Raw genomic sequence first — 13,824 nt, 5'->3', positions numbered from 1 at the left:
AGGCAGCTCCTTTCGTCATTAAGCAAGACTCCAGCCAGCCGCACTCTTTCGGATATTGACAAAATCCTGATAGATACCAGACTGTTTCAAAAGTTCCTCATGGGTTCCTTGCTGTGCAATCTGGCCGTTGTCTATAACTAAAATCTGATCGGCGTTCTGGATGGTATTTAGGCGGTGAGCGATTACAAGCAGGGTCTTTCCCTTCACCAATTCGGAAATAGCCTCCTGAATATAGCTTTCATTGTCCGTATCTACACTTGCGGTAGCTTCATCCAAAATGACAATAGGCGCGTCTTTCAGAATACAGCGGGCAATCGAAATACGCTGTTTTTCGCCGCCGGAAAGTGTTGCACCGCCCTCACCAACCACCGTTTGGAATCCGTCGGGCAAAGCCATAATGAAATCATAGCAGCGGGCTTTTCTGGCAGCCTCATAGACTTCTTCTTCCGTGGCATCCGGCTTTCCCATGATGATATTGTTGTAAATGGTGTCCTGAAACAGATACACGCGCTGGAATACCATGCTGATCTGATCCATCAATTCCGACAGAGGTACATTGCGAATATCCACGCCCCTTATCGTCACATTGCCGGATTTTACATCCCAAAGTCGCGCCAGCAAGTTTGCAATGGTGGACTTACCGCTACCGGACGGTCCAACCAGCGCTGTCATAGAATTTTTCTTCATGGCAAAACTGATATGATGCAGAACCTCTTTATCCTGATAAGCAAATGTAACATCGTTGAACAGGACTTCCGGCTGTCCCGGCTGTGCCTGAGCCGGAATATGCTGCTTGCCGTTGTCGGAAAGTTCCGGTTCATCCAATACCGCTTCAATACGATCAAGGGCAGCGTTCATAACGGTTAGTCGGGTTGCTTCTCCATAAAGAGCTTTCAGAGGTCCAAAGAGATCAAAGACAAACAGCAGCACGCCCAAAAGATAAGCCAGGGAGAGTACGCCTTCCTGATGTAAAAAAACGGATAAACCGAAGATAGCGGCAATACCCACGCCATAGAGAATGTTTAAGCCAGTGGTCCACGGTGTCATTTTCTGCTCAAACTTCGTATTGACATCCCTTGATTTTTTGAAGTTTTCCGTTAATTCGTCAGATTTTTCTCCGAGCAGATTGTAACTTTTGATAACCCCAATTCCTTCAGCAAAAGACAAGACCGCATCCGTCAAATTCTCGCTTTGGTTTTGACGCCCGACAGCCTCCTTGAAGGAAACCTTATTCATATATTTTGCAACCAGTGATGCCAGCAAGGTAATGATTACCGCAATCAGCCCAAGTCTCCAATCCAGTACGAACATAAAAACAGATAAAACAAAAGTAGACAGCATATAGCTCATCATGTTGCCAATGGTACTCATAGAAACTTCCTCAATGAATACCATATCCGTACTGAGAACAGAGCTGATTTTGCCAATATTCCCCGATGTAAAGTAACCCATCGGCATTTTTCTTAAATGATTTCCCAACTCCATCCGTTTATCAGCAAAGATCATAAATCCAGCGGCACTTTGCAGACGGTCGCTCAAATAGTGAACCACTGTCTGAACCACTACAACAGCTAATAATCCAAGTCCGACAAACAGACAGGTCTTTCCAGTCAGCGTATTATCAGCAAACCCGGCCAAGACAATAAACGCCATGAAGATCGGCATTTTGGAGAGAATGGACTCGACAAATGCACATAGAAATGCAGCCTGAATACGGCTTTTATACCTCCCGGAGAGGTTCAGGATTCTTGAAATCAATGCAAACATTTATCTTCCCTCCTTTGCAGTAGATACTTTCCACTCGGCGCTGTCCTGAGCCGCTTTCCACAACTTTTGGTATTCTGGGCAAGCTTGAATCAGCTCCTGATGTTTTCCGGTTGCCACCATCTTTCCGTGATCCATAACGCATATTTGATCTGCGTTCATTATAGCGGGAAGTTTGTGAGCGATAACTACCAAGGTTTTTCCCTCCACCAGCTCCGCAATAGCAGCCTCCATTTTTTCCTCATTTTCTGGATCAGCATAGGCCGTGGCCTCGTCAAGCACTACAATCGGGGCATCCTTCAATATTGCCCGCGCCAGGGAAATTCGCTGGCGCTGCCCCCCGGAAAGCATTTTCCCCGCATCGCCCGCCATGGAGTGAATACCTTGCGGCAGCTTTTCCAGAAACTCCATACACTGGGCTTTCTTCGCCGCCTGCATTACTTCCTCATCGGTAGCATCCAAACGTCCAAGACGGATATTTTCCAGCAGGGAGGTGTTAAACAGGTACTGATCCTGAGCCACATAGGAAATGCGGCTGTTCAATGCCTCCAGGCTCATATCACAAAGTTTCTGCCCGCCAATGGAAATGCTCCCTTTCTGCGGGTCATAGTAGTGGATCAACAGTTTTGCAAGGGTGCTCTTGCCAGAACCGGATTCACCAACCAGGGCAGTTTTTTGTCCTGCTTGTGCCACAAAGGTAATATCGTGGAGGACTTCGTTTTCCGCTATTATCGGTTTCCCATCTGGGCCAGGCTGTGTCGTCTGATACGCAAAGGAAACATGATCGTAAGAAATGTTAAAATCCTGTCCGTGGAAATCATCCTCAGCAGCTTGCAGCGGTGCCGTATTTAACATCTGTTCAAGTGCCGTGATCTTATAATTCAGATTCGGAATCGTCTCCATAAAGCCCAGTGCTTTCAGGAGAGGAATCCCAATGCTGAGGGAAAGGCAGAGGACTAAAATCAAATCAGGTAAAGTGCTTATGCCACAGAGAACAAACCATGCCCCAAGAGGCAAAGTCAGAATAACAGTGCAGGGCAGTAGACTTCCGTATATCGCCATCCAGGGCCAGGCGGCCTTATACCATGCCAAGGTATAATCCCGATAGTCCGTTACATCCTTGCGGAAGTTCTCGTAAGATTCACTCTCCCGGTTGAAAACCTTGACAACCTCCATACCATTGATGTACTCAATGATCGTGTTGTTCATTTTCTGTGCAGACTGATAGTAGGGACCCATGCGCTTCATTCCAACAGAGTACATAATGACCATGGAGAGCAGGCTGATCGGGATAGAGGCCAAAGACATAAGAGCCAGTTTCCAGTCCGCACAAAACATAGCAACATAAATCACCAGCGGGATCAGTAAATTTGCGATACCCTCCGGGACTGAATGAGCAAGGAGCAATTCCAAGCTGTCCACATCATCGACAAACAGCTTTTTGATTGTCCCTGTCCCTTTTTCCTCCACAATGCCAAGGGGAAGTTTCTCAAACTTCTTTTGCAGAGATACCCGCAGCCGGAACAATGTGTTATATGCTGCTTTATGAGAAATTGATAATCCCCATCCATAAAAAAACGCCTGCAAAACAAGACAGATCAAAACCCCTATAACACGCAATAAAACAAATTCTGTTTCAACAGAATCGCCCATAACCAATGGCGAAATGACCTGATAGGCCAGCACAAAAGGCAGGACGCCCATAAGAACGCTGACCAGTACGACAACCGTGGCCACATACATATTTTTCTTATATGGCCCTGCGTACTCAAAGATTTTTTTGAACATAAGCCCTCCTTATATTGAGCCGTACTGTCTGTGCTTCAAAAACAAGAGGCCGCCAAAGTAAAGCGGCCTCTTATCATTATCTTTCTGTCCAGTCAAGGCGGCCCTGACATTCATAATTTCTAAAATTCACTGGCGGATTCGGAAAAAATCCAAAACCTTTTTACTGCCGGATTCGTCCAATGGATAGCTTTCTTTTATTTGCCCTTTTTCCATATGGACTACATACGAACATCCCGCCATCACCAACTCCGGATCATGCGTAATAACAAGAAGCGTTTTGCCCTGATCCGCGAGTGACTTCAAACTCCGCGCAACTTCCCGCATATGTTTGAGATCAAGCCCGCTGGTTGGTTCGTCAAACACAATGATCTCCCGGTCACTCACAATGGCAGACGCGATCGCTACCCGCTGTTTTTGCCCGCCGGAAAGAGAAAGCGGGTGCCTGTCTTTATATTCCAGCAGATCAAACTGTTTAAGGATTTTATCCACAACAGTTTCATCCTCGTTGTCAATGCTCAGAAGCACTTCATCCGTCACGCTTTCGGTAAATAGCTGATGGCTGGTATCCTGCATTACCATGTAGCAATGTTTGAGCCGGGCTTTCCAATCAAGGGTTTTCCCGTCAACCTGCAAAAGGCCACACTTCTTTTCCAGTCCGCAAATACAGCGGGCCAGAGTAGATTTTCCAGCGCCATTCAGACCGATAATGGCAATCGTTTCTCCAACCGGCAGTTCTGCACTCGGAATATGGAGGCTTTCCGGTTCCCGCTTTTTATACGCAAAGCAGAAATTTTGAAATTCCATCTGTTTAGCTGTATGCGCCTGATACTGATTCGCAGGCTTCAACTTCGAGAGAGAAAACGGCCGCAGCCCCATTTCTTTTCGAGTGCCATCCGATAAGCTGTCAAATTCAGCAGGCGTGTATTCCCGTTCAATCTCCCCATCTTTTACATACAGCACACGATCTGCAAGATCGTGAAGGTAGTAAAGGCGGTGTTCTGCGATCAGAATTGTTTTGCCCTGCTTTTTCCAGAGGCTCAGGACCTGCCGCAGGTCATCAATAGCAGCCATATCCAAATTAGAAGATGGTTCGTCCAGGACCATAATTCCCGGCAGCAATACACTTGATGAAGCACAGGCTATTTTTTGCTTTTCGCCCCCGGACAGAGCAAACACGCTTCGCCCCATCAAATCTTCAATATGATAATCGGAAACTGTCCGGTCAATCCTTTTCAGGATATCCTCCTGAGGATAGCCTAAATTTTCACATGCAAAGGCTAATTCACTATCCGTATCCACGTTGAAAAACTGACTTTTGGGATTCTGGAATACAGATCCCACCATAGCAGCCAAGTCATAAAGCGGCGTATCTGATACGCTTTTTCCGTCCAGAAGGACATCACCCTCTAAATTGCCCTCGTAATAATGAGGCACCAGCCCGTTTACCAAACGGGTAATCGTTGTTTTCCCACAGCCGGATTCTCCCGTGAGTAAAACAAATTCCCCTGTGTTTATGGTGAGATTGACATTTCTAATCCCTCCGCCGCTGGATTCTTCACCATAAGAAAAAGAAACATTTTGAAAATCTATCATGGCAAAATCCCTCCTGCGGAAATTATCGGGGAAGCAATCGCCCAAAACACTACAAAGCAACAAAACAAGATCAGCACCACATCGGCAAAATTGAATTTAAGCTGGCAAATGTTTGTGCGTTTGACAGGAGCACCGAGGCCACGGGTAATTGCCGCAGCGGAAAGTTCCTCACCGATTTTCACGGAGCAGGTAATCATCGGAATCAGCTTATACTCCAATATTTTTGAAGATTTTTTCCCTCCAAGTTTAATCCCACGCATTTTCATAGCGTCACTGATTGCTTCTGACTCCTGAAAGACAGTTGGAAAGAAGCGGAACATGACCGTTAAGGGGATCGTCACTTCTTTAGGCATATGGATTCTTTCCATGCCGGAAATCAATTCACTGACCGTTGTTGTTTTCACCGCATAGGCAGCAATCGCAACACTGGGAAGGATTCGGCAGAAGAATCCTGTTGTAAACAGAACGAGGAAATTCAATATTCCCGTAAGGTGCGGCAAAACATAAATTTGAACAGCATAAAAAGCAGAAAACACAGCAATATAGCCCACAGCTTTTGCACATTGTTTCGAGGTAAGCAGCAATATAGCCGGAACTGTACAAAGAACAAGGCGGATCAGCCCCATAGCTTCTCCGCCTGTTCCACCCATGACAAAAATGCTTATGATGAAGATGAGCAACAGTTTTGTACGCGGATCGAGCCGTAACCCTTGTTCTGTTTTTTTGCTGAGCAGAATTTCCCGCGCCATTATGCAATACCGGCACGCTGGAAGTGCTTTTTGCAAATAGCTTTCCCAATCACACCTCCGACAAGGCCAAACACAAAGCAGGCAACCAGCAGAATAGGCGCAATCCACATAGGCATATATGTATTAAGGGTAGCTGCATATTCAGCGCCGTATCCTTCAGTCAACATTACCATATAGCTTTCACGGTTCAGGAAAATGGGAGCAAAGTTGCCAAACACCCAGATGCTGAACACGCCGCAGGAAAGAACTGTACTCTTTGCACTTTTGTAGTCCGCCTTTTTCAGGATCACGTCGGCCAACAGGCCGCCAACGAGACCAGTTACCATAGTAAGATAGCCGTTGCCGAAGAACACCATGATTAGGCCAATCAGAAAACCCATGATTGCAGTCATCCCGAATTTTTTAGCCTTTGTAACATACAGCATATAGGGGATGCCGCCAATCAAAGGGCACAGCACCGCCATCAGCGGAATAAAAATGGGGATAAAGCCAAGCATCGCCACCAGCATAACAATCACAACATAGATGACGGTGTAGATGCCGATAGTAATTAAATCTTTTCCCTCAAGCCGGGAACTTTTTTTCTGGGAACTCATACCAGTATCCTCCTTATCTCTGAGAAAATGAAAATGTGGTGCAGTTAGCTTCTTCTAACCACACCACATATAATAGCAATTTGCGCCCACGATTCCAACCCAAAACCAATTTTATTCTACCCAAAATCAGTATTTTTGCATTTATCCAATCTTAGCTTCTGCTTTATAGTTTTTCGGATTCACTCCGTATTTCCTTTTGAACGCCGCTGCGAAATTGCTCGCTTTTGAATATCCCACCAGTATAGCCACCTGGCTGACATTCAAATTACTTTCTAACAGCAGGCTTGCCGCCTTTTCTAACCGCTGGTCGATGACATACGCATGAACCGATGTTCCGAACAGGGAGGAAAAGCCCTTCGTCAATTTTGAAGTGCTGATATTGACCTGCCGCGCCAATTCCTCGCAGCTTGGTGCAAAAGCAAGCTGACTGTCAATAATCCTTTTTGCTTCGGTAATCGAATCCCTGTCACTTTTGGAAATGCTAATATGGTTCGATGAAAGAATACTGAGTTCCAATACTTCACTTAAATATACAGACAGCAATTCAAAAACTTTACTTTCCAAGAATAAATACCCTAAACCACCTCGGTATTGCGTAAAATCTTTTACCTCCGCAAAAATGTGCTCCATATACGGGGTAACGCTCACTTTTGAAATCCCTGTCAGTAATTTCTTTTCATAAGCGTTTATTTCACTATCTTCAAAGTAGTCATTCAAAATTTTGTGAAAATATGGCATGGGAATTTTTATATTCTTAAAAAGGAAATCTTTCTTCCCAGAATAACACAAATATTCCATTTTACCATGTCCCCGATAAATGCAGGATTCGCCTTTCTGGATGCTGACACTTTGACGTGCATCTGCAATATTCCACGATACGCCATCATTGAAGCAGAATAAAAGTTGAATATAATCTTCGCAGCTTACACCCTGCACATTCATATCTGAAAAATAGTTCATTTTCCAGTCTGATACAACAGCTCCTTGCTTTGTAACAACTTGCGAAATCTGACCTGTTCCCATATCAGCCGGAATATCTATTGTCACTGTCTGCGGAGAGTTGGAGAGCAGATCGTGATACAGCTTCGTCATATATTGGTTTGTCATTGTGCGCCCTCCTTTTCTAGTTAGTTAAAGCTAATCACATAATACTTTATATTTGTTTTTTAGTCAAGGTAATCTAAACTATTGACTACTCTCTAAGAGTCAACATATTAATTTTCAAAGTATGCCATATCCCATGATTGTTCCGTTATTGATATCATAACTTCTCTGGTTCACGGCATCGCTGGAGTTTCCCTCTACCGTATATACGGTACTTCCCTCAGTTTTCTCCACGATTCCCACATGGTCTGAGGTTCCGTCCCCATTCCAGTCAAAAAAGATCAGGGTTCCGGGCGCTGGCGAGTATCCTCGGCTCTTCCATTTTCTCTTGCTCTGAAACCATGCGATTCCGTCATCACACAGAGAGAACTTCGGCATCTTACCGTTTTCGATTAATCCTGCCTGATCTCCACACCAGCTGGCAAAGCAGGCACACCATGCTACATGGCTGTCAAATCCATACCACGACCAGAACTTCTGGCCACCTTCATTTCCAAGCTGGGTAAGTGCCACGGATACAATCTGGCCGTTGCCTCCAAACAGGCCGGCAAACAATCCGCCGCTGGAATAATACCGCAGGACGTGAGGGACATATTCTGGATCCCCATAGGCACTCCAGCCATGTGAAGCCGCCTGTTCATTAGAAAACTGCAAAGCGTTTTCTGCACTGTAGCCCCCATATTTTCGTATTGCCCACGTTATGTATCCGTTGCCGTAGTTATACCCTTGCAGGGACAGCTTCAGCTTGTCCATATCCTGTGGGCTGGTGCATCCGGCTTCTCTTAGGCAGTCCGCATAATATTGAATTCCCACCTGTATGGAGTAGTCTACATCCTGGATGGCATTGGGGCTGTTGGAGTACCGGGTGTTGTATGGGCACTCACTGCTCTGCATGGGATCGGTTCCCCGGCCGCCGGATTCCTGCATCATGATCGCCTGTATCACCGAGACGTATTCGGGGATTCCATACTGATTGGCGTATTTCTGGATGGTTGATGTGTAGGAAAGGACTTCCTGGCTGAGTGCTTCGCTGCTCTCTGAGCTTCCCGAAAATGCGGCACCGCCAATAATTCCGACTATGATAACCAGAAGCAGAACCATGACCGCTCCGGCGGCTCCCAGTGCAGCTATCATGGACTGTACGGTTTTCGCTGCCGCTTCCACGGCGGCCTTGGCTGCCTTGAAGGTATTCTCCCCTGCCCTTGCCGTTTTCTGTATCCGGCGGACTCCATCGGAAGTCTGCAAGGCGGCTTTCTTCGCCGCCTGCTTCGCTGCCCTTCGTTCCATCTGCTTCTGCATCCGGGCTGTCAAGGCGTTGGAACTGGCCACCCGGAGCTTCTGCTCTGGCTGGATGCTGATCTTCACAGATGGAGGGGCGGTCTTAATAGTACGCCGCTGTATGGTCTTCGGCTCCAACTGTTTCCGTGGCTTTTCCTTGATCCGGATGGTTTCCGGCTGTTTCTGGCGGATGGCATTCTGCCTTGCGGTATCTCCGGCCTTGCTTTTCTGGTTTTGTCTTTTGATGGAAAGCGATCCACCTTCCGACATTTCCTGTCCATTCTGGATTCTTGGTGTCTCCCTAGCTGCCCGGATCTTCTGTTCTTTCGTTTTGACGGCATCTGAAATCGCCTTTTGCCGCTTGGCTTTCTGAATCTGGACTTCCTGGTTTTCCCGTTCCTTGACCTTCACACGGGATGCCTCCTGTTCCCGGTTTTTTTGCTTCGGTGCTTCCCGACTGACCGGATCGGGAGCCTGTGTGTCCCCGGTTCCTCTGGCGGCTTCTTTCTGCGCTTCTTTTTTACCAGTAACTCTCAGTTTGATCTTCTCGTAGGAAGTCTGTGCTGCTGTCTTTCCGGCGCTGGTTACAGTTCTGCCAAACTTTCTGGCAGCCCATTCCTCTGCGGATGCGACTTTTCCACTGGCATACTCGGATGGGGACTGTTCCTCCATGTCATTATCCCTGGCATTTGCGATGGTCTGGGACTTTTCCTTGCTCTCCAGTATGGCCGTCCGCATCAGCTCCTTCGGGATTCTGGAGGCAGGATTTTTGGTCTTTGGTTTTGTTGTAACTTCTTTGGTTTTGATATCCTTCATCTCACACCTCCAGTCCCGGCTTGTCCCGCTCTTACGCTTCGCCCGGCTTGGTCGTCATCAGGCGATACAGTTTTGTATTTCTTGGAAACGAATTTTCAAACGGCACCAGATTTCCGGAACAGCGGATCAGACCATGGCCGGCACCCACATTGGTGATGTAGGATAACTGGTTGTCTGAAATATTCAGAAGTGCCGCCAGCTCATCCCGGTCGGTGGTAGCCTGATTCAAAAGGATCAGGAACTCACTGTTCGCCAGCATCAGGCGGGCGGTATCGGATTTCAGAAGTTCCTCAACGTTCTGGGTAAGTCCGGTTACAAATCCGGAATACTTACGGATACGCTTGTACAGGCGGTAGAAAAAGTCCGCACTGTATTCATAGCGGAACAGCAGATAAAACTCATCCGCAAAGATCCATGTCGTTTTTCCCTTCTTCCAGTTCTGGATCACACGGTTAAAAATCGAATCCAGTGTGACCAGCATGCCAAGGGGCATCAGCTGTTCGCCCAGCTCCCGGATGTCATAGTCGATGATACGGCTCTTCGTGTTGACATTGGTTTCCTGGGCAAAGGTGTTCAGACTGCCATTGATAAACAGTTCCGAAGACAGAGCCAGCCCTCTGGCTTCTTCCTCCGGCTGGAGCATGAGTTGTCGGTACAGGTCCTTTAAGGTCGGCACCTGCCCTTTGTAACCGCCCCTCATATAATCCCGGTACACATCTGCGGTACAGCGGTCAAGGATGGATTTCTCCTTTGCCGAAAGGTTTCCGGCTCCTACGAGCTGCTCAAACAGGGAAAGGATAAATTCTGACTTCTCAATCAGAGGATTTCGGTCATTGCCATAGGCAGAATCCATATCCAGTGCATTCAGATGGGTATCCGAGGTTGCCGAGATCCGGATGACCTCTCCGTTTAAGGCTTCCACTAGAGAAGCAAACTCCGACTCCGGATCGAGGATGAGGATGTCATCTTCCGTGGAAAGGGCAAGGTCTACGATCTCTTCTTTTGCCGAGAAGCTCTTTCCGGAACCGCTGACTCCCAATCGGAACGAATTTCCATTTAACAGCTTCCGGCGGTCTGCCACCAGCATATTTTTGCTGACTGCATTCTGCCCATAGTAGATGCCGCCCGGCTGCATGATCTCCTGCGTATGAAATGGAATCAATACAGCGGTGGACTCTGTGGTAAGGGTACGCACCGCATCGATCTTCCGCAGGCCATACGGCAGGACGGTGTTCAGCCCATCGACTTGTTGCCATTTCAGGGTTGCCATCTGGCAGAGATGTTTTCTTGCAATGGAATACAGGGTTTCCGTATCGGAATCCAGCTGTTTCTTGCTGTCTGCCATATGTACCATTGTCAGGATACCGAACATCATTCTCTGATCCCTGGTGGTCAGATCGTCCAGCATCTCCTTGGTCTCTTTTCTCTGCAGCTCCATGTCATAGGGAACTACGGCAGAAAAGTTATTATTTGCATTCTGGCGTCTCTGCCAGTTCGTCACGTTTGTCTCCACACCCAGCAGTCGATTCTGGATCTCACGCACCGCTTCATCTGTCGGCACCGGGATGATGTCAATGGACAGCATCAGGTTCCTGCCAAGGCTGCACAGTTCGGAGATCATCTCATCTTTCACATAGCTGGCGTAATCTTCCATGAAAAGGACTCTTCCGTACTGCTCACCCAGTTTAAAATGATCGTTGTGGAATTCCATCGTGTCCGGGCAGATCCAGTCTTTGAAGCTGTGCCCTTTTTTCGCAAAGGCTTTCATGTCAAATGGAAAACTCTGCAGAACATCTGCCTTGAAAAAGTCCCGGAAGATCTGGAGCCTCTGCTCTGCATCCAGCTCTTCCCCGATGGAGGACAGCTTGGCCAGATGGGTGATGATATCCGTTCCCACACGGGCGAAATAGGTCCTGGCTTCATCGATGTTCTTTTTGTGGACACTGACGGTCAGGTAGCGTTCCTGGTAGATGCTGTTGTTAGTACCGGAGATCTTGGACAAGAGCATGTCGTTGTACTCCTTCCGGTATTCATCGAGCCCGTCCCCTTTCATTGGGATCAGCAGGGACTGTTCAAACTCTTCTTTGTTGATCTTACGGTTGTTCAGGGTAATCTTCGCAGTACAGCCGGAATCCAGTGCATTTAAAAGTTCGGAATAATCCAGGAACATTTCTATCTTGTCCGCTTTACTGGCAATGGAATAATTGATATCCGTAAACCGGAATGTCCGGGAAAATTTACTCTCTACCTGAAAAATCCCATCCGGCCAGATCTTGCGGATGGGGATTGCCTGCTGGACAGACCTCGGTACTTTAAATTTTTCTTTGTCCTGTTTCAGTGTCTGACTCAGGGTTTTAATCAAAGGCATCACCCCTTCCTCTTGGCTTCTTTGGTTTCTTCTGTTTCGTCCGCTTCTTCTCCAGAAGCTCCGCTCCGTTTCCCATCATTTTTTCACCCAGCCGCAGGCTCTCTTCCATGCAGGAAAAGTACAGGTTCTCCGATTTGAATACCAGCCGTTTCGGGTACAGCAGTTCGGATTTGATGACTGTCCATGCGAACTGTTCTGCCGTCATGCCGTGGTAACGGAAAAAACCGCAGGCTGCAAAGGGAGCCGCCCCAAGCACACACAGCCATCCGGTTACCTGTTCCCCGGCATATTTCCGGGTGAGGAAATAGATCCCAAGGGCTGCCAGGATCGCCAGTACCGAAAATAAGCACTGCCGGAAACTTAAGCCCCAGAACATTGACTCCTGATAGTCTCGGATTTCTTTATTCATTTTCACTTCCATGTTGTTTTCTACCTTTCTCTCTGTGATTTGTTCTTTGGTTTCTGCTTTGGTGCATCCGAAATCTGGATGCCGTGGCTTTCCATAAATTCTCTGGTTCCCTGCGGATCATATTCTGCCAGTTTCTTCAGGTCAAAGGCGACCTTCTGAAAGGTGCAGTAACCGGAAACTGCGGTCTCCGGAAGTACCCTGCCCAGCTTGTATTTCCGAATAAAACGCAGATGCTCTTTGCTGAAATTGTGGTCGATATAGGCTTCGTTCACACCGTTCAGCGGAGCATGGTGCAGGTTCACCGTAAGGTCGGAAAAAAGTTCCGGGTAGCCATACTCTGTCTGGTAAATCCCGACATACAGGCGGTCTCTGTCCAAGTAGCCGCTGACCCGTAAGAATACTTCCTCTGGTTGCTCTCCACTGTCATAAATTAATTTCTTTGGTTCTTCCATTCCTTTCTGCCTCCTATAATCCCATGATTTCTTTTACGATCCGGTCAGATGCCTTCACTGCCCCGACCAGTACCAGTAAGTTAAAGACCAGCTCCCCGATGTAGTTCCAGACAATCGTCACAGCAGACAGACTGGTATCCCCGACGGCCGGCGGACTCGCCGCAAACACCGAAAAGATGATGCAGGCCAGTGCGATGATGGCACCTTCCAGACATACCCCGGCGTAGGAACGGATAAAGTTCTTCCCTACAGACTGGGTTGGTTCCCCGGCAAAGGTTGCCAGCGGGATCGGTGCGATGGCTGTGTACATATACAGCTTGAACATTCTTCCATATACAGTCAGGATCATCACAAAGGAAAGCACGGTAATTAACAAGCTGCCTAACAGGGTTACGATCCACAAAGGGATGGATTCCAGCATCCCGACTGCTTCGATCTTGTCCACAATCTCTGAGGGCAGTTCCGTCACCGTTCCACCTGCCATCCCGGAATGGGACATAATATTTGCCACGATTCCCTGCACAATGGAAAAAATTGCCGTCAGAAGCTCCATGCCGGACATGACGGCTCCCTGTGCCAGTGCAAAACGGATAAAGGCTTTCACTACATGTTCCGGCTTTTTCATATCCGTGAAGCTCCCACAGGTTTTCACAAGCCCCGCCGCAAAGAACAGAACCAGCAGGCCGTACCCGATGGCTTTCAGTCCACCATTGATGTTCGTCATCACGCTCCAGATCGCCCCGCCCTTGAAATTCTCCGGGCTTTGCGTCAGCAGTGTCCAGATCTCAGCCAGCTTATCGCTCCAGGTCTGCAAGGCAGAATTTAGATTCTGTACGATCCAGTTATTACTCAAACAGTTTCACCTCCCATCCTGCAAAAGTGAACAGGGAGCCGGCATTTCGCATGG

11 protein-coding genes are annotated in these 13,824 nt (G+C 47.7%); all 11 read right to left on the bottom strand.

Annotated elements, in window-relative coordinates; translation table 11 throughout:
• Positions 1–18 precede the first annotated feature (18 nt).
• Positions 19–1,767, bottom strand: coding sequence for an ABC transporter ATP-binding protein (locus tag LQE94_RS07670; protein WP_015563842.1), 1,749 nt, complete (start codon positions 1,765–1,767; stop codon positions 19–21).
• Positions 1,768–3,552 (bottom strand): ABC transporter ATP-binding protein, encoded by a 1,785-nt coding sequence (locus LQE94_RS07665; RefSeq protein WP_117889140.1) that lies wholly within the window; start codon positions 3,550–3,552, stop codon positions 1,768–1,770.
• Positions 3,553–3,678: 126 nt separating this feature from the next.
• Positions 3,679–5,145 (bottom strand): ABC transporter ATP-binding protein, encoded by a 1,467-nt coding sequence (locus tag LQE94_RS07660; RefSeq protein ID WP_117889139.1) that lies wholly within the window; start codon positions 5,143–5,145, stop codon positions 3,679–3,681.
• A complete protein-coding gene (locus LQE94_RS07655) occupies positions 5,142–5,894 on the bottom strand; it encodes an energy-coupling factor transporter transmembrane component T (RefSeq protein WP_006428309.1) in 753 nt (250 codons plus the stop codon). Before LQE94_RS07655 ends, LQE94_RS07660 begins: the two co-directional genes overlap by 4 nt.
• Positions 5,894–6,490, bottom strand: a complete 597-nt coding sequence (locus LQE94_RS07650) for an MptD family putative ECF transporter S component (RefSeq protein WP_005601664.1) — start codon at positions 6,488–6,490, stop codon at positions 5,894–5,896. Before LQE94_RS07650 ends, LQE94_RS07655 begins: the two co-directional genes overlap by 1 nt.
• Positions 6,491–6,631: 141 nt before the next feature.
• Positions 6,632–7,597, bottom strand: a complete 966-nt coding sequence (locus tag LQE94_RS07645; RefSeq protein ID WP_117802428.1) for a helix-turn-helix domain-containing protein — start codon at positions 7,595–7,597, stop codon at positions 6,632–6,634.
• A gap of 114 nt (positions 7,598–7,711) precedes the next feature.
• A complete protein-coding gene (locus tag LQE94_RS07640) occupies positions 7,712–9,688 on the bottom strand; it encodes a lysozyme family protein (RefSeq protein ID WP_240577351.1) in 1,977 nt (658 codons plus the stop codon).
• 31 nt (positions 9,689–9,719) lie between these two features.
• Positions 9,720–12,050, bottom strand: a complete 2,331-nt coding sequence (locus LQE94_RS07635) for a VirB4-like conjugal transfer ATPase, CD1110 family (RefSeq protein ID WP_330638915.1) — start codon at positions 12,048–12,050, stop codon at positions 9,720–9,722.
• Positions 12,043–12,477 carry a PrgI family protein gene (locus LQE94_RS07630; protein ID WP_173900529.1) on the bottom strand — a complete coding sequence of 145 codons (435 nt, stop codon included), beginning with the start codon at positions 12,475–12,477 and terminating at the stop codon, positions 12,043–12,045. The genes LQE94_RS07635 and LQE94_RS07630 overlap by 8 nt, the downstream gene beginning before the upstream one ends.
• Positions 12,478–12,485: 8 nt before the next feature.
• The gene (locus tag LQE94_RS07625) at positions 12,486–12,917 is read right to left on the bottom strand and encodes a DUF4313 domain-containing protein (protein ID WP_240577349.1); all 432 of its coding nucleotides are present in this window, start codon (positions 12,915–12,917) and stop codon (positions 12,486–12,488) included.
• A gap of 13 nt (positions 12,918–12,930) precedes the next feature.
• Positions 12,931–13,770 (bottom strand): hypothetical protein, encoded by an 840-nt coding sequence (locus LQE94_RS07620; protein ID WP_240577348.1) that lies wholly within the window; start codon positions 13,768–13,770, stop codon positions 12,931–12,933.
• Positions 13,771–13,824: the final 54 nt, after the last annotated feature.

The sequence above is a fragment of the Mediterraneibacter sp. NSJ-151 genome, assembly GCF_022487435.1.
In the GTDB taxonomy this organism is placed as follows: domain Bacteria; phylum Bacillota; class Clostridia; order Lachnospirales; family Lachnospiraceae; genus Schaedlerella; species Schaedlerella hominis.
This window is presented reverse-complemented; position numbering and strand designations above follow the sequence as displayed.

What these genes read in the sequence shown, in the direction of transcription:
- LQE94_RS07670 (WP_015563842.1), bottom strand. Translation starts at nt 1,767, where the DNA reads ATGTTTGCATTGATTTCAAGAATCCTGAACCTCTCCGGGAGGTATAAA.
- LQE94_RS07665 (WP_117889140.1), bottom strand. Translation starts at nt 3,552, where the DNA reads ATGTTCAAAAAAATCTTTGAGTACGCAGGGCCATATAAGAAAAATATG.
- LQE94_RS07660 (WP_117889139.1), bottom strand. Translation starts at nt 5,145, where the DNA reads ATGATAGATTTTCAAAATGTTTCTTTTTCTTATGGTGAAGAATCCAGC.
- LQE94_RS07655 (WP_006428309.1), bottom strand. Translation starts at nt 5,894, where the DNA reads ATGGCGCGGGAAATTCTGCTCAGCAAAAAAACAGAACAAGGGTTACGG.
- LQE94_RS07650 (WP_005601664.1), bottom strand. Translation starts at nt 6,490, where the DNA reads ATGAGTTCCCAGAAAAAAAGTTCCCGGCTTGAGGGAAAAGATTTAATT.
- LQE94_RS07645 (WP_117802428.1), bottom strand. Translation starts at nt 7,597, where the DNA reads ATGACAAACCAATATATGACGAAGCTGTATCACGATCTGCTCTCCAAC.
- LQE94_RS07640 (WP_240577351.1), bottom strand. Translation starts at nt 9,688, where the DNA reads ATGAAGGATATCAAAACCAAAGAAGTTACAACAAAACCAAAGACCAAA.
- LQE94_RS07630 (WP_173900529.1), bottom strand. Translation starts at nt 12,477, where the DNA reads ATGGAAGTGAAAATGAATAAAGAAATCCGAGACTATCAGGAGTCAATG.
- LQE94_RS07625 (WP_240577349.1), bottom strand. Translation starts at nt 12,917, where the DNA reads ATGGAAGAACCAAAGAAATTAATTTATGACAGTGGAGAGCAACCAGAG.